13 protein-coding genes and 3 tRNA genes are annotated in these 15,345 nt (G+C 69.0%); 3 read left to right on the top strand and 13 right to left on the bottom strand.

Annotated features, from left to right (window positions below; all coding sequences use genetic code 11):
* Positions 1 to 10 precede the first annotated feature (10 nt).
* Positions 11 to 1,396, bottom strand: coding sequence for a 3-isopropylmalate dehydratase large subunit (gene leuC / locus Psi02_RS19875; RefSeq protein ID WP_203976248.1), 1,386 nt, complete (start codon positions 1,394 to 1,396; stop codon positions 11 to 13).
* 133 nt (positions 1,397 to 1,529) lie between these two features.
* On the opposite strand from leuC, the gene Psi02_RS19870 reads away from it, so the two are divergent.
* Both Psi02_RS19870 and Psi02_RS19865 read left to right on the top strand, forming a co-directional pair.
* Entirely contained in the window at positions 1,530 to 2,246 is a 717-nt protein-coding gene (locus Psi02_RS19870) for an IclR family transcriptional regulator (protein WP_203955612.1), read from the top strand.
* A 36-nt stretch (positions 2,247 to 2,282) separates the two neighbouring features.
* Positions 2,283 to 3,977 carry a hypothetical protein gene (locus tag Psi02_RS19865; protein ID WP_203976247.1) on the top strand — a complete coding sequence of 565 codons (1,695 nt, stop codon included), beginning with the start codon at positions 2,283 to 2,285 and terminating at the stop codon, positions 3,975 to 3,977.
* Here Psi02_RS19865 and Psi02_RS19860 read toward each other — a convergent pair.
* From Psi02_RS19860 to Psi02_RS19840, 5 genes are all read right to left on the bottom strand, one after another.
* Entirely contained in the window at positions 3,955 to 4,449 is a 495-nt protein-coding gene (locus Psi02_RS19860; protein ID WP_203976245.1) for a PaaI family thioesterase, read from the bottom strand. The genes Psi02_RS19865 and Psi02_RS19860 overlap by 23 nt on opposite strands.
* A 57-nt stretch (positions 4,450 to 4,506) precedes the next feature.
* Positions 4,507 to 5,514, bottom strand: a complete 1,008-nt coding sequence (locus Psi02_RS19855) for a TlpA disulfide reductase family protein (RefSeq protein ID WP_203976243.1) — start codon at positions 5,512 to 5,514, stop codon at positions 4,507 to 4,509.
* Positions 5,515 to 5,774: 260 nt separating this feature from the next.
* Positions 5,775 to 5,847, bottom strand: a tRNA-Glu gene (locus Psi02_RS19850).
* Between the two features lie 12 nt (positions 5,848 to 5,859).
* Positions 5,860 to 5,932, bottom strand: a tRNA-Glu gene (locus Psi02_RS19845).
* 44 nt (positions 5,933 to 5,976) lie between these two features.
* Positions 5,977 to 6,048, bottom strand: a tRNA-Gln gene (locus Psi02_RS19840).
* 159 nt (positions 6,049 to 6,207) lie between these two features.
* Between Psi02_RS19840 and Psi02_RS19835 the strand changes: the two genes are divergently transcribed.
* Complete coding sequence (locus Psi02_RS19835) at positions 6,208 to 8,187, top strand: M3 family metallopeptidase (protein WP_203976241.1); 1,980 nt, start codon at positions 6,208 to 6,210, stop codon at positions 8,185 to 8,187.
* A gap of 96 nt (positions 8,188 to 8,283) precedes the next feature.
* Here the strand turns inward: Psi02_RS19835 and Psi02_RS19830 are convergent, their stop codons facing one another.
* The 7 genes from Psi02_RS19830 to Psi02_RS19800 are packed head-to-tail and all read right to left on the bottom strand — an operon-like array spanning position 8,284 to position 15,268.
* Entirely contained in the window at positions 8,284 to 9,402 is a 1,119-nt protein-coding gene (locus tag Psi02_RS19830) for a Gfo/Idh/MocA family protein (protein ID WP_203976239.1), read from the bottom strand.
* On the bottom strand, positions 9,389 to 10,201 hold the full coding sequence (locus Psi02_RS19825) for a DeoR/GlpR family DNA-binding transcription regulator (RefSeq protein ID WP_203976237.1): 813 nt from the start codon (positions 10,199 to 10,201) through the stop codon (positions 9,389 to 9,391). The genes Psi02_RS19830 and Psi02_RS19825 overlap by 14 nt, the downstream gene beginning before the upstream one ends.
* Positions 10,202 to 10,215: 14 nt before the next feature.
* Positions 10,216 to 11,292, bottom strand: coding sequence for a Gfo/Idh/MocA family protein (locus Psi02_RS19820; protein ID WP_203976236.1), 1,077 nt, complete (start codon positions 11,290 to 11,292; stop codon positions 10,216 to 10,218).
* The gene (locus Psi02_RS19815; RefSeq protein ID WP_203976234.1) at positions 11,289 to 12,098 is read right to left on the bottom strand and encodes a ThuA domain-containing protein; all 810 of its coding nucleotides are present in this window, start codon (positions 12,096 to 12,098) and stop codon (positions 11,289 to 11,291) included. The genes Psi02_RS19820 and Psi02_RS19815 overlap by 4 nt, the downstream gene beginning before the upstream one ends.
* Positions 12,099 to 12,147: 49 nt before the next feature.
* Positions 12,148 to 12,996: a carbohydrate ABC transporter permease gene (locus Psi02_RS19810; RefSeq protein ID WP_203976232.1), complete on the bottom strand. Its 849-nt coding sequence runs from the start codon at positions 12,994 to 12,996 to the stop codon at positions 12,148 to 12,150.
* On the bottom strand, positions 12,989 to 13,936 hold the full coding sequence (locus Psi02_RS19805) for a carbohydrate ABC transporter permease (protein WP_203976230.1): 948 nt from the start codon (positions 13,934 to 13,936) through the stop codon (positions 12,989 to 12,991). The genes Psi02_RS19810 and Psi02_RS19805 overlap by 8 nt, the downstream gene beginning before the upstream one ends.
* Before the next feature lie 54 nt (positions 13,937 to 13,990).
* Positions 13,991 to 15,268, bottom strand: a complete 1,278-nt coding sequence (locus tag Psi02_RS19800) for an ABC transporter substrate-binding protein (protein WP_203976229.1) — start codon at positions 15,266 to 15,268, stop codon at positions 13,991 to 13,993.
* Positions 15,269 to 15,345: the final 77 nt, after the last annotated feature.

The following is a 15,345-nucleotide window of genomic DNA, read 5'->3' as shown; positions in this document are numbered from 1 at the left end:
ACGGGCCGGGTCAGAGGTCGGCGGGGGCGGTGAGCCTGCCGGTGACGGCGGTCGCGGCGGCGACCTGCGGCGACACCAGGTGGGTCCGGCCGCCCTTGCCCTGGCGGCCCTCGAAGTTGCGGTTGGAGGTCGAGGCGCTGCGCTCCCCCGGCTGGAGCGTGTCGGGGTTCATTCCGAGACACATCGAGCAGCCCGCCTCGCGCCACTCGGCGCCGGCGGCCTTGAACACCTCGTGCAGGCCCTCCTCCTCGGCGGCCTTCTTGACCTGCATCGACCCGGGGACGATCAGCGTGCGGGTCACGACCGTACGGCCGCGCAGGATGTCGGCCGCGGCGCGAAGGTCCTCGATCCGGCCGTTGGTGCAGGACCCGACGAAGACCGTGTCCACCTCGACGTCCCGGAGCGGCGTGCCGGCGGCCAGCCCCATGTACTCCAGCGCACGCTCCGCGGCGGACCGCTGGACCGGGTCGGTGAAGTCCTCAGGCGAGGGTACGGCGGAGCCGATCGGCGCGCCCTGGCCGGGGTTGGTCCCCCACGTGACGAAGGGCGTCAGCGTCGAGGCGTCGATGTGCACGACCTTGTCGAACTCGGCGTCGTCGTCGGTGCGCAGGCTCTTCCAGTACTCGACGGCCTCGTCCCACGCCGTCCCCGTGGGGGCGTGGGGCCGGCCGCGGAGGTACTCGAACGTCGTCTCGTCGGGCGCGATCATCCCGGCCCGGGCCCCGGCCTCGATCGACATGTTGCAGACCGTCATCCGGCCCTCCATGGAGAGCTTGCGCACGGCCTCCCCGCGGTACTCCACGATGTAGCCCTGGCCGCCGCCCGTGCCGATCTGGGCGATGATGGCGAGGATCAGGTCCTTGGCCGTCACGCCGACCGGCAACTCGCCGGCGACCTCGATCGCCATCGTCTTGGGCCGGTAGGCGGGCAGGGTCTGGGTGGCCAGCACGTGCTCCACCTCGGAGGTGCCGATGCCGAAGGCCAGCGCCCCGAAGGCGCCGTGCGTGGAGGTGTGGGAGTCACCGCAGACGACCGTCATGCCGGGCTGCGTGAGACCGAACTGGGGGCCGATGATGTGCACGACGCCCTGGCCCGCGTCCCCCATGGGGTGGAGCCGGATGCCGAACTCGGCGGTGTTCTTGCGCAGGGTCTCGACCTGGGTGCGCGACACCAGGTCGGCGATGGGACCGAGCACGGTCGGGACGTTGTGGTCCTCCGTGGCGATCGTGAGGTCGGGACGGCGCACGGTCCGGCCGCTGAGACGCAGGCCGTCGAAGGCCTGCGGGCTGGTCACCTCGTGGATGAGGTGCAGGTCGATGTAGAGCACGTCGGGCTCGCCTTCTGCACGGCGGACGACATGCTTCTCCCAGACTTTTTCAGCCAGTGTGCGGCCCATGATTGTGACGCCTCCTTGCGCTCTACCCCGGCATCTCTGATGATGAGACGGAAATATCGGGATATGGACACTGTACCCGCTGTGTTCCCGTATTGGGTTTGCATCTCGGATACCGAGACGGCAGTATCGGGGTATGGACAACTCTAGCGGGGTCGGAGTACTCGACAAGGCGGTTCTCGTACTCAACGCCCTGGAGGCGGGCCCCGCTTCCCTCGCCCAGCTGGTCCAGGCGACCGGGCTTGCCAGACCCACGGCACACCGGCTCGCGGTGGCGCTGGAGCACCATCGCATCGTCTCCCGCGACACGCAGGGACGATTCGTTCTGGGACCCCGGTTGTCGGAGTTGTCCACCGCGGCGGGAGAGGACCGGCTGCTCGCCGTCGCCGGGCCCGTCCTCATCCACCTCCGCGACCTCACCGGGGAGAGCGCGCAGCTCTACCGCCGCCAGGGAGACGAGCGCGTCTGCGTCGCCGCGGCGGAGCGGGCCAGCGGCCTGCGCGACACGGTTCCCGTCGGGTCGGCGCTGCCGATGACCGCCGGATCCGCGGCGCAGATCCTCCTCGCCTGGGAGGAGCCCGACCGGCTGCACCGGGGGCTGCGTGGGGCCAAGTTCACCGCCGCCACCCTCGCGAGCGTACGCAGGAGGGGCTGGGCCCACAGCGTCGGCGAGCGCGAACAAGGCGTGGCCAGCGTATCCGCCCCCATCCGCGGCGCCGGCGGCAAGGTCATCGCGGCCGTCTCGGTGTCGGGCCCGATCGAGCGCCTCACCCGCACGCCCGGCCGCATGCACGCCGCCCCCGTCCTGGCCGCGGCCGAGAGGATCACCGAGGCGATGCGGCGGGCCAACTGATTAGAGAGCTGCGGCTGTTGGCCCTAGGCTGGCGGGGTGACAGATCGCATCGAGGCAGCCGCCGCTGAACTGCGTCCCCTGCTCCAAGAATTCATCCTCTGGGCGCCGGCCAACGCACCGGGCAGTGACCCTGACCTCGTGGGCCCGGCCGCGCTGTGGCATCGCCTGGACGTCAAGGGCGACGCAGGGCTGTGGAAACGACAGGATCTGCGCAACCTGCTTCTGGAGCGGATGCCGCAGGCCGTCGAGGATCCCGACGCCGCCGCGGACGGCATGGTGCCGGCCCTCCGGGCATACCTGACCTTCCTGTCCTCGACCGGCCACCTGTCGGCCGGCTCGGACCCGCTGGAGGGCCTGATCGAGGAGCTCGACGAACTCGAGGACGACTTCGTCGACGCGATGGAGGACGCACTCTCCGAGCGCGACTGGGACGAGGAGGAGGACGAGCTCGACGAGGACGAGAGCCTCGGCGACTTCGAGCCCTTCGCCGACGAGATCTCCGACCTCCCCACCATCCGGCTGCGGCCCGACTCCGAGCTGGCCGGAGCCGCCCGCCAGGTCCGGCTCGTCGCCCAGGCGCGCGATCTGGCGCTGTGGGTCGGCACGGGCCGCAAGGTCGGCGAGGAGACCCTGCTCAGCGACGAGGAGGTCGCCGACGCCGTCAAGGCGCTCGGCCTGTCCGAGCCGCAGTCCCTCTGGAACATCTGGAACCTCGCCATCGATCTGGAGTTCATCGCTCCCGACGGCGAAGACACCGTGAGCGTCGACTCCGACACCGCCGCCTGGCCGTTCGAGGACGACGAGGACGCCCTGGACGTCTGGATGCTCGGCCTGCACTCGATCGACTACGGCGACCCCGAACTCGACGACGACGACCTGACGCTGGCGCTTTCCGGGCTCACCCGGGCACTGCTGATCAGAGTCCTGCTCAACGGCGGCAGCCGCTCTCTCGACGAACTGCGGGACGAGCTGGCCGAGGCCACGGCCGAGTACGACGATCTCGGCACGGACGCGTGGGCCGCCGCCGGCGACCCGCTCGCCCCCGTCATCGCCTGGCTCACGGGCTACGGAATGGTCACCGTCGAGGAGAGCGATGTCACACTGACGCCGCTCGGCACCGAAGGCGTCGTCCACATGATCGACGAGGCGGACATCGAGGTGGACGCCCGTCCGGCTATCGACGCGATGACGGCCCTCGATCTGCTGTCGTTCAGCGCCGACCTGCCGGAGGAGGAGGCCGACGCCGAGTTCGCCGCCTGGATGGCGCTTCGGGATCCGGGTCGCGCGGCCTCCGAGCTGCTGGCCGCCGCCGCGGAGGACGAGGCCGACGCCCTCATCCGGGTCCAGGCGGCCAGCCTGGTGGGTTCCCTCGGCGAGGTCGCCGTGCCGGCCTGGCGCGAGGCGCTCGAGGAGGCCTCGCTCCGGCCGTACGCCGCGACCCACCTCGCCCAACTCGACGCCGAGGACGCCCTCGAGCCCACCCAGGCGGACACGCACTGGCTGATCCTCGACATGTGGACGATCTCAGCGGGTCTCGGCCGCACCGAGTTCGTGAGCAGCCTCCACGACATCGGGACGGCGCAGACGATCATCGGCCTGCTCGACGTGATCTGGAAGGTCCCTCACCCGCATCTGGAGGAGCTGCTGGAGGCCGTGGGCGACGCCCACCCGGACCAGCAGGTGGGCAAGGCCGCCAAGCGGGCCCTGTTCAAGGCGCGGTCGGGAAAATAGCGCAGGCCGTCGTGCCGTGGGCGTAGAGCTTGCCGTCGCTCGCGCCCACGAGCCGCGCCTCCGCGGTGGCGGTCGTCCTTCCGACGTGCACGGTGTTCGCCTCACAGCGGAGGACTCCGGTGTGGGCGAACGCCGGCCGGATCATGTGGACCCCCAACTGGGTGGTGGTGTAGGCCCGGCCGACCGGTAACCGGGTCATCACCGCACAGCCGAGGGCCGAGTCGAGCAGGGTGGCGTAATAGCCGCCGTGGATCGAGCCCAGCGGGTTGTACAGGTGCTCGCCGGTCTCCCCTTCGAAGATCGCCTTGCCCGGCTCCACGTGAACGAGGGTGAAGCCGAGCGTTCCGGCGATCGGCGGGGGCGCGATCTCTCCGTCGATCAGGGCGCGGAGAAAGTCCAGCCCACTGAGCTCCCCGGTGGCCGGGGTCGGGGGAAGCCAGGAATGCGTTCGCGAGTTGGCGGTCGTCGTCATGGGTCTAAGTTTGGAACCCAGGTGCCGCCGAACGCAATCGAAAGCCGCGGGTTCCCCTCAGCCGCGCACCTCCGCGGCAGTTCCTCCCCCTGACCAGTCCGGCAGCGGTCGGTAGATGGCCACGCCCCTGGCCTCCAGTTCGTCCCTGAGCCTGAAGTACTCGTCGCCGAAGGGGTCGAGCCCGTTCAGCGGCATGAGGCTCCGCCTGACGGCCACATCGTGCGGCGCGAGCTCCGCCGCCGTGCGGGCGTGCCCCTGTGCGGGAGCCGTACGGCCATGGCGGAACAGCCACGCGGCGAGCCTCGCGTGCAACCGGGCACGGCGCTCCTCCTCCGTCGGGATCCGCAGGTGCTCCCGTACGGCCTCCGGCGTCAGGCCGGACTCCCCGTCGAGGACCCACCTCCGGAGGGCGTTCTTGGCGTCTTCGGAGGACAGGCCGTTCATCTCACGGAACGTGTCCGTCGCGGTCATGGTGTCCTGCGGCCGGGCGATCCGACCCTCCTCGTCGATCCATACGACGGTCGGCACGTTGACGACGTTGTAGAGCTCCGCCACCGAGCCCTCGGCGTCGATCAGCGACGGGTGCTCCAGGCCCTCGATCCACGGCCTGGCGTCCTTGGGATCACGATCGAGGGAGACGCCGACGACGGTGAGCCCGCTCGGCGAGAGCTCCTCGTGGAGCTCGTCCCACGCGCCCAGGTCGTAGCGGCAACCGCACCAGGAGGCCCAGAAGACGAGCGCGATCTTGCTGCCTCGCGCCTCCCGGAGGGAGAAGCCGTCGAGTGTGAAATCCGGCGCCTCGTCCGGGCCGAGCCTCTGGGCGTCGCCCACCGCGATCAGCCGCTCGACGGGATCGACCACCGCGATCCGGCCCAGCAGCCCGGCGAAGCCGGCGAGGTCGACACCCTCCGGCGTCTCTACCTCGGCCGCGCGGAAGGCGGGGATGCACGCGTCGTCGCGGCACCAGCCGTGCGGCTTGCGCACCCACCCGAAGATCGCTTCGCCGTGCGGAACGGTCAGACTCTCGACCTGGTCCTCCCGGCCGTCCATCAGCAACGTGAACACGGACACCTCCATTGGATAGCTTCGCTGTCCAATTATTGGATAGCGGTGCTGTCCAGTCAATGCCGGCGGGTGTCGGAAAGCCCGGAAGGCTGTGAAGAGCGGTGGAAGCGGACGCGGCGGCCGGCGGGCAGCGCAGTGGGCAGAGGCGGCGGGCGAACGCAGCGGGCTGTGTGCAGTGGGTGGGCGCCTGGGCGGGCGAAATGCCGGAAAACGGCAAAAAACCCCCGGACGGGAGCGTCCGAGGGTCCTACCCGAGTTTGTAGCCCCGACCGGATTCGAACCGGCGCTACCGCCTTGAGAGGGCGGCGTCCTAGGCCACTAGACGACGGAGCCTTACGCAGTGAGTAGTCCCGAGCGGATTCGAACCGCCGCTACCGCCTTGAGAGGGCGGCGTCCTGGGCCACTAGACGACGGGACCTTCGCACTGCATCTTATCCAGCAGAATCCCATGGGGGGATCCAGCTGGGGTACCAGGACTCGAACCTAGACTAGCTGAACCAGAATCAGCCGGGCTGCCAATTACCCCATACCCCATCTGCTCGCGAACCACAGGGGCCGCTTGCGACTCCGAAAGAATAGCCCAGCTTGGGACCCACCACCAAAACGATTCTCGCGCGTCCCGCGATCACAGCGTGAGCTTGACTTATGCGAGGGTGGAACCACACGTCAGCAGCCTGTGAGGAGCCGTCACCGATGACGCCGGATGCGAATCCCTTCCTGAGCACCAGCCCGCTCCCCTACCGGTTGCCTCCGTTCCAGGAGATCAGGGAGGAGCACTACGCGCCGGCGTTCGAGCAGGGCATGGCCGAGCATCTCGCGGAGGTGACGGCGATCGCGGACGATCCGGAGCCGCCGACGTTCGCGAACACCATCGAGGCCCTGGAAAGGTCCGGAGAGCTCCTGGACCGCGTCTCCACGGTCTTCTTCAACCAGGTGTCCTCCGACGCGACTCCGGGCGTCCAGGAGATCCAGAAGGACATCACGCCCCGGCTGTCCAAGCACGCCGACGCCGTCCACCTCAACGCGAAGCTCTTCGCCCGCATCCAGGCGGTCGAGGCGGCCGACGAGGAGCAGCGCTGGCTGCTCGACCGGTATCTCACGGACTTCACGCGGGCGGGAGCCGTACTCGACCAGGAGGACCAGGAGCGCCTCAGGCTGCTCAACGAACGGCTCTCCACGCTGGCGACGACGTTCCAGCAGAACCTCCTCTCCGACACCAACGCGCGGGCCGTGGTCGTCGACGACGTCTCGGAACTCGACGGGCTGTCGGCCGACGCGGTGCAGGGGCTCCAGGAGACCGCGAAGGAGCGCGGCCTCGACGGCGAGTACCTGGTGACACTCGTGTTGCCGACCAGCCAGCCGTACCTCACGGAGCTGACCGACCGGTCGCTGCGGCAGCGGATCCACGAGGCGTCCACCGGACGCGGCGCCGCCAACGCCGAGCTGATCACCGAGATCGCCGCGCTGCGGCAGGAGCGGGCGGGCCTGCTCGGATACGCGAACCACGCGGAGTACGTCCTGGCCGACCAGACGGCCAAGACCACCCAGGCCGTCACGGACATGCTCGACAGGCTCGTCCCCCCGGCCGTCTCGAACGCCCGCAAGGAGCAGTCCGACCTCGAGGAGATCGCCGGACACGCCGTGCAGCCGTGGGACTGGCCCTTCTACGCCGAGAAGGTGCGAAAGGCGCGCTACGACATCGACAGCGCCCGCATGCGGCCGTATTTCGAGCTGAACACCGTCCTGGAGAAGGGCGTCTTCCACGCCGCGACCCGGCTGTACGGCATCACCTTCACCGAGCGGTCCGATCTGCACGGATACCACCCCGACGTCCGGGTCTTCGAAGTCTTCAACGAGGACGGCACACCGCTCGGCCTCTTCCTCGGGGACTTCCACGCCAGGGCCTCCAAGCGGGGCGGCGCGTGGATGAACAGCCTGGTCAAGCAGTCGGCCCTCCTGGGCACCGGGCCCGTCGTGGTCAACAACCTCAACATCGTCAAGGGCGAGCCGACCCTGATGACGTTCGACGAGGTCAACACGATGTTCCATGAGTTCGGGCACGCGCTGCACGCCCTGTTCTCCGACGTCAGGTTCCCGCGCTTCTCGGGTACGGCCGTGCCGCGAGACTTCGTGGAGTACCCGTCACAGGTCAACGAGATGTGGGCGACCGATCCGGAGATCCTGGCGAACTACGCGAAGCACTACGAGACCGGCGAGCCCATGCCGCAGGAACTCGTGGACCGCATGCTGGAGGCGCAGAAGTTCAACCAGGGGTTCGCGACCGTGGAGTACCTGGCCGCCACCCTGCTCGACTGGGCCTGGCACACGGCCTACACCGGCGGCGAGGCGGAGCGGTTCGAGGCGGACGCGCTGAAGCGGGCCGGAGTGGACCTCGCGGCCGTGCCTCCCCGTTATCGGAGCACGTATTTCGCTCACATCTGGGCGAGCGGCTACAGCGCCGGCTACTACTCCTACATCTGGAGCGAGGTGCTCGACGCCGACACGGTGGAGTGGTTCCAGGAGAACGGCGGCCTCCGGCGCGAGAACGGCGACAAGTTCCGGCGGGAGTTGTTGTCGAAGGGCGGCAGCGTCGACGCGCTCACGGCCTTCCGGAACTTCCGCGGCCGAGACCCGGAGATCACCCCCCTCCTCACCCGCCGCGGCCTCCTCTGAGGCCCAAGGACTTTCCCCGGGGGGCGTGAACGCTCCCCGGGGGCTCCGATCATGTTCGTGAAGGGCCACGCCGATCAGGACGACACGGCCCTGCCGCTACGACTCGCCGCCCACCGGCGCCACGGTGGCGGCGCCGGCCGTCGCATCCGCCGCCGAGGCCAGCGTCGCATCGACCGCCAGCGCCGCGGCGAGCCCGTCACGGTGATCCGCCGGGGGAAGCGCCCACCAGTCGGCGCGCCCGGAAAGCGTTTCGATCACCGCCGCGAGGTTGCCGAACATCGCCGCCTCCCAGCCGAGGACGTGCCCTTCGGGCCACCAGCGATCGATCGACGGATCGGCGGACCGTGTCACGAGCCGTGTCGTCCGCTCGAAGCCGCCCGGAGTCTCCCGGACGACCGTGATCTCGTTGAGGCGCTCGAGGTTCCACGAGACCGCACCGCGGGTTCCGGTGATCTCGAGGGCGAGACGGTTCTTGGCGCCGGGGACCACGCGGGACGACGACACGGTCCCGCTCACCCCGCCGACCGTGGTGACGAGCGAGACGAACGCGTCGTCCACGGAACGGCCGGGGGCGACGGTCGTCGTCCTGGCGGAGATCCAGTCGATCGGCCCGACGAGCGCACGCAGGAGGTCGAAGGCGTGCGAGCCGAGGTCGCCGACAGAACCGGATCCGGCGGCCACACCGTCGAACTTCCACCCTGTTCCCTCGCCGAGCCCCCAGTCCTGCGAGTAGTCGAAGCGGAACCCGTGCAGGTCCCCGAACTCACCCGAGCGGACGAGCTCCGCGATCAACGCGACTGCGGGCACGAAACGATAGTTGAACACGCAGAACAGCCGCCTTGTGCTCGCCTCGACGCGGTCCGCCAGCCCGCGCGCCTCCGTCGCGTCGCGTCCAAGCGGTTTCTCGCATACGACGTCGTGGCCGGCGTCGATCGCGGCGCCGGCGATCTCCACGTGCGAATCGTTCGGCGTGCACACGTCCACCAGATCCACGTCGGCCCCGACGAGGCCGCGCCAGTCGTCCATCGCGTCCCGGATCCCATGCCTGTCCGCGAAGGACCGGGCGTTGTCCAGCCGCCGCGAAGCCACAGACGCGAGCTCGACTGGCCGCCCCGTCCCCAGGTCCCGCACCCGGCGGTAGGCCTCGGCGTGGGCACGCGCGATGAATCCCGTGCCGACGATCCCGATGCGGATCGGGGTCTCAGGCGATGACAACCTTGACCCCCAGATCCTCCATCTCGCCTCGGATCCGGTCGTCGATCCCGGAGTCGGTGATCACCATGCTCACTTCGGTCAGCCGCACCACCTTCGCGAGCCCGCTCCTGCCCCACTTGCTGGAGTCGGCGAGAAGCACGACCTCGCGAGCCGAGCTTGCGATGGCCCGCTTGAGGCGTGCGACCTCGACCGAGACGTCGACGACGTCGAAGTCGGAGTCGATGGCGTGAGCGCCGACGAAGGCCCGGTGTGCCGGCAGTTCGGCCACATCCCGTTCCGCGATCGACCCGATCGATCCCATCGTCTGCGAGTCGAACCGGCCGCCGACCACCATGAGCTCGATGTCCGCATAGTTGGTGACCTGCGCGGCCACGTTGAGAGCGGGCGTCACGACCGTGAGCCCGCTCGACTGGCCGAGGATTCTGCTGAGCTCGAAAACGGTGGTGCCCGCATCCAGGATGATCGTCTCGTTCGAGCCGAGTGTCTCGTACGCGGCCCGGGCGATGCGCCGCTTCTCGTCCGAGTTCAGCGCCGCGCGCTCGGAGAACCCCGTGGCGAGCGCGTGTGCGTTCATCGCGACTGCTCCGCCCCGGGCGCGCGTGACCAGTTGACGGCTCGCGAGCCAGTCGAGATCGCCGCGGACCGTCACCTTCGAGACTCCGAAGATCTCGCTCAGCTCGTCGACCTGCACGCTCCCCTCACGCGTGATGAGGGCGAGCATCTGGCTGCGGCGGTCCGGCGAGAGGAGCTTCGCCGCCTCACCGCCTCCGCTCGCGCCCTCGTTACCAGGCGCAACCATGAGTTCCCCTTCGATTACGCGTCGCGTTCGTACGCGACGTCGACTTCCTCGTCCTTTTCCGCGGACCGGTAGAGCGCGTCGATGACGATCGATCGCCGGAGCCCCTCGATCCCGCGATGCTCCCCCCATTCGCCCGACCGGACCGCCGCGACGAACTTCGCGACGACGTCCGCGTGGCCGCCGCCGAGCGGGACGACGGGGAAGGTCTCCGCAGGCCTCCCCGCCACGTCCGTCGAGAACTGGAGGGTCCCGACCGGCGCGTAATCCTTGATCACGAGGGTCGCGGCTCCCTCCGTCCCGTGCAGGGTCAACGCCATCTCGTTGTCGGGGATCGGCGCGTGCAACGCCCAGCTGGCCTCGAGGTAGACGCTCGCGCCCGACCGAGTCCGCAACATGCCGCCGCCGAGATCCTCGACCTCGTAGCCCGCCGAGTCGCCGCCGGCCGCCGCGATCGAGGCCGGCACCAGCTCGGCGTGCGTGAACCCCGACGCGCGGGTCACGACCTGCTCGTCCATCAGGTAGAGGACGAGGTCGAGCATGTGCACCCCGATGTCGATCAGAGGTCCGCCGCCCGACCGGTCCCTGCGGGTGAACCACGTGTCGCCGATCGGGTGCCGCCGCCGTGACCAGGAAGCCTTGACGTGGTAGATCCGCCCGAGGCCGCCCTCGTCGACGAAACGCCGGAGCGTACGGACGTCGCCGCGCTCCCGGTAGTTGAACACCGTCCAGAGCACACGATCCGCGGCGACGGCGGCGTCCACCATCCGCCGCGCACGCGCGGCGTCGAGCGCGAGCGGCTTCTCGCACAGCACGTGTTTGCCCGCCTCCAGCGCGGCGACCGCCACCTGGTCGTGCAACCAGTTGGGGGCCGCGATGCTCACGATGTCGAGATCGTCGCGTGCGACCAGGTCCTCCCAGTCGGTGTAGCGGTGCGGGACCGCGAGCCGCTCACCGACCGCCGCCAGTTGCTCCGGCTCCTGGCCCGCGAGGGCGTGCACCTCGACCCCGGGAAGGAGCGCGTAGGCGTCCGCATGGGTGACACCGGCCCAGCCGAGCCCCACGACGCCGACGCGAAGGGTCCCGCCGCTCATCGCACACCCGCCTTCGCCTCTGCGGCGAGCGCTTCGGCCTGGGCGGCGCCCTGCTTCGCGATCTCCTCGTCGTACCAACCGGTCTCGCACAGCTCCGGCGCGTACTCGCTGCCGAGGACGCCGGCCGCCGGCGCCGTCCACTCCACCCCGTTCGCGAGCACACGGCCGACCGCGGGATGGTGGTACACGGGGTACTCCTGGTCACCAGGGCTGAAGTAGAAGATCTTCCCGTGCCCCCGGTAGAAGCAGCAGCCGCTCCTGAACACCTCACCACCGCTGAACGAGCTCACGAAGACGAGTTCGTCGGGCGCGGGGATGTCGAAGAACTCGCCGTACATCTCCTGCTCGGGGATCACGATGGGGACGGGGACGTCCCGCGCGATCGGATGCGCCGGGTTCACGGTCCAGACCAGCTCACGGTCCTCGCCCCCTCGCCAGCGAAGCCTGCAGCTCGTGCCCATCAACGTGCGGAACACCTTCGAGAAGTGCGCGGAGTGCAGGACCACCAGGCCCATGCCGCGGCGCACCCGGTCGACGACCTTGGCGACGATCTCGTCGGAGACGTCCTGGTGGGCCCAGTGCCCCCACCAGGTGAGCACGTCGGTCGCCTCGAGCACCTCGTCGGTCAGGCCGTGCTCGGGCATGTCGAGCGTCGCATGCCGTACCGTGACGCGCTCACCCAACTCGCGCACCAGGGCGTCGCCGATCACCGCGTGCATACCCCGGGGATAGATCGCGCGCACGGATTCGTCGCGACGCTCGTGAATGAATTCGTTCCAGACCGTGACGCGGATCGGGCGATCCATCGGACGTTCCGACAAGAGGGGTTCCTTTCACTGATGATGACGGAGACCGTCACCCGGTCATGCCGCCCGTGCGAACGCCGACGGTGAGCCAGCGCTGGGCGAGGATGAGGAAGACGCTCGCCGGGATGATCGCGAGCACGACCGAGGCCATGATGCCACCCCAGTCGGAGCCGTAGGTCCCGACGAACTTGTACAGTCCGACGGTCACGGGCTGAACCGCACCCGTGCCGTTGAGCGTGACGGCGAACAGGAAGTCGCCCCACGCGAAGAGGAAGGCGAACAGCGCCGCGGTGATGATCCCCGGCGTTGCGAGCGGCACCGCGATCCTGATGAACACGCGCCACTCACCTGATCCGTCGATGCGGGCGGCGGCGAGCGTGTCCGCGGGGACCGACTCCATGAACGCGCGCAGGAGCACCACCGCGAAGGGGATGCCGTAGGTGGTGTCGGCGAGGATGAGCCCCACGTACGAGTTCAGCAGGTGTGCCTGCGCGAACATCGTGTAGAAGCTCAGCCCGAGCGCGATGCCCGGGATCATCTGCGCCACGAGCAGCCCGAGCATGATGACCGCCGTCCAGCGGAACCGGAACTGCGCGAGATAGTACGACGCCGGAACCGCGATGACGAGCGTGATGACGGTCACCGACAGCGCGACGATCGTGCTGATCAGGATGTTCCCCGCGACGAGGTCCCAGGCGTGCGTGAAGTTGTCGAGCGAGGGCTGCCGCGGCCAGAACACCGGGGTGTCGGCGAGGATCGACCTACTGTCGTCGAAGGCGAGCACGGCCATCCAGTACACCGGGAACACCAGCGCGGCGATGATGAGTACGGCGCCGGCGGTCCAGGCGAGCTGCCGCGGAAGGGACGCGGCGCGGCGGGTTTCCCGTGTCTCAGACACGAGCCGACCTCCTCTGCAGCCAGATGTAGAACGAGGCGGCGACCAGGCTGAACGCCAGCAGGATGTTGCTCACGGCGGCGCCGCCGCCGAAGCTGTAGTTGGTGAAGGACTCGGTGTAGGCCCAGGTCGACAGGAGCTGCGTGCCGTCCGCGGGCCCGCCGCCGGTCATCACGTAGACGATGTCGAAGACCTTGAGCGTGTAGATGATTCCGTAGACGAGGACGATCATCGTGACCGGCCGCAGCAGCGGGAACGTGATGCTGCGGAACACCCGCCAGCGTCCCGCGCCGTCGACGGCCGCCGCGTTGTACAGGTCGCGCGGAATGTCCTGCAGTCCGGTGTAGAACGCGACGGCGGGGAAGGAGATCCCCGCCCAGATGTTCACGAGGATGAGCGCGGCCATGGCGGCCGTCGGGTCCGTGAGCCACGGGACCGGCTGCTGAATGATCCCGAGGGTGGCGAGGACCTTGTTGACGAGGCCGTCGTCCGCGAACATGATCTTGAAGAGCGTGCCGCTCGCGATGGTCGGCAGGAGCCAGGGCAGCAGGATCAGCGCCCGCAGGAAGCGGCTGAGCGGGAACCGGCGATTGAAGTAGAGCGCGATGGCGAGCCCGATCCCCACGGAGAACACCACGGACAACACCGTGAAGATCACGGTACGGACGACGGCGGCCTGCGTCACCGGGGATTTGAGGACGTCGACGTAGTTCGCGAGGCCGACGAAGTCACCGAAGCCGCGCACGAGCGCGGCCACGTCGAAGTCCTGCAGACTCATCGCGATGCCGAGCCCGAGCGGATACGCGAAGAAGACCAGGAGGAACACGACGAGCGGGGCGACGAACGCGGCAGAGACCAGTCTCCTGCGCGCCACGGGACGCCGTGGCGCACGACCGGTCGACTCGGCGGAGCGACGGGTCACGACTTCGGTCGCGGTGGACATGGTTGCCTTTCGGGTGGCGGTGGCCGGAGAGGACGCCCCTCCGGCCGCCGGTCGTCACTGACTGATGAGGAGCGGCTTGATCTGCTGCGCGGCGTCGTTCAGCGCGTCGTCGACCGTTCTCGTCCCGGTGAGCGCCGACTGGATGGCATTCGTCAGGATGCGCGCCGCCTGGGGCAGGTGGGCGCCCACGCTCTCGGTGCGCTGGCGTCCGTTCTCCAGCTCGTCCACGAAGGGCTGCAGGTTCGGCCCGATCTGCTGGACCGCCTTCGGAATGCCCGACTGCACGAGCGGCACCGCGTAGGACTTCACAGCGATGTTCACGGAGTTGTCCGCGTTCGAGAGGTAGGCCAGGAGGTCGAGTGCGGCTTTCTGCCGGTCGGACGGGGTCGACTTCGGGATCGACCAGACCTCGCCGCCGAACGCACCGCTCGCCTTGTGGCTCGAGTCCTTGACCGGCAGGGGCACCACGCCGTAGTCGAGGCCGCCGACGGCGTCGAGGGCCGGGAAGTTCCAAGCGCCGTTGACCATCATCGGCAGCTTGCCGGCCGAGAACTGATCGACGAGATCCTGGGCGCCCCAGTTGACGACCGACTTGGACATGGCGCCCTCGTTCACGAGGTCGACCCACAGTTGGAGGGCTTCCTTCATCTCCGGTGACGACGCATCCGCCAGCGACCCGCCGTTGCTCCAGGCGAACGGGAGGAACTGCCATGGCGCGTCGCCGCCGTCGCTCGTGTCGGCCGTGACGCCGATGCCGTAGTTCCCTCCGCCGGAAAGCCGCTTCGCGGTCGTCAGGAGCTCCTGCCAGGTGCGGGGAGGCTGCAGCCCGGCCTTCGAGAAGGTCGCCTTGTTGTAGAACAGCGCCACCGTCGTCGTCACGATCGGGACCGCGTACACGGCGCCCTTGTAGGTGATCATCTGCTTGGCGGAGTCGATGAACTGCGAGAGATCGATGTTCCCGATGTCGCTGAGCGGCTGGAGCACGCCCGTGTCCGCGACCTGCGGAAGGGTCGGGTTGTCGAGCATCAGCACGTCAGGCAGCGTGTTCGACTGCGCCTGCTGCAGGACCTGCGTGAGGTAGGTCGGGCCGGGCAGCTCGACGTGTTTGATCTTGATGTTCGGGTGGGTCTGCTCGTACTGCTTGAAGATCGCGTCGTACACGCCCGAACTGGGCTGGGTGTAGTAGTCCTGCACGGTGAGGGTGATCTGGCCCGGGGTGTCGTCGTTGGATCCGGACGATCCGCCGCATCCGGTCGTCCCCAGTGCCACGGTGGCGGAGATCGCCACCAGGGCGACCTCCCTTCGGAGGCGCCGGGCGGTTGCTGTGATCAAGGTGCGCTCCTTCTCATGCTCCCGATGCCCGCCGGCAGCCTTCCCCGTGAGACCCCAACAGACAAGAGATCGACAGT

Origin of the sequence: Planotetraspora silvatica, assembly GCF_016863315.1 — a bacterium.
GTDB lineage: Bacteria > Actinomycetota > Actinomycetes > Streptosporangiales > Streptosporangiaceae > Planotetraspora > Planotetraspora silvatica.
The sequence above is the reverse complement of the archived record's forward strand: the minus strand, read 5'-3'. Positions and strand labels throughout refer to the sequence as shown.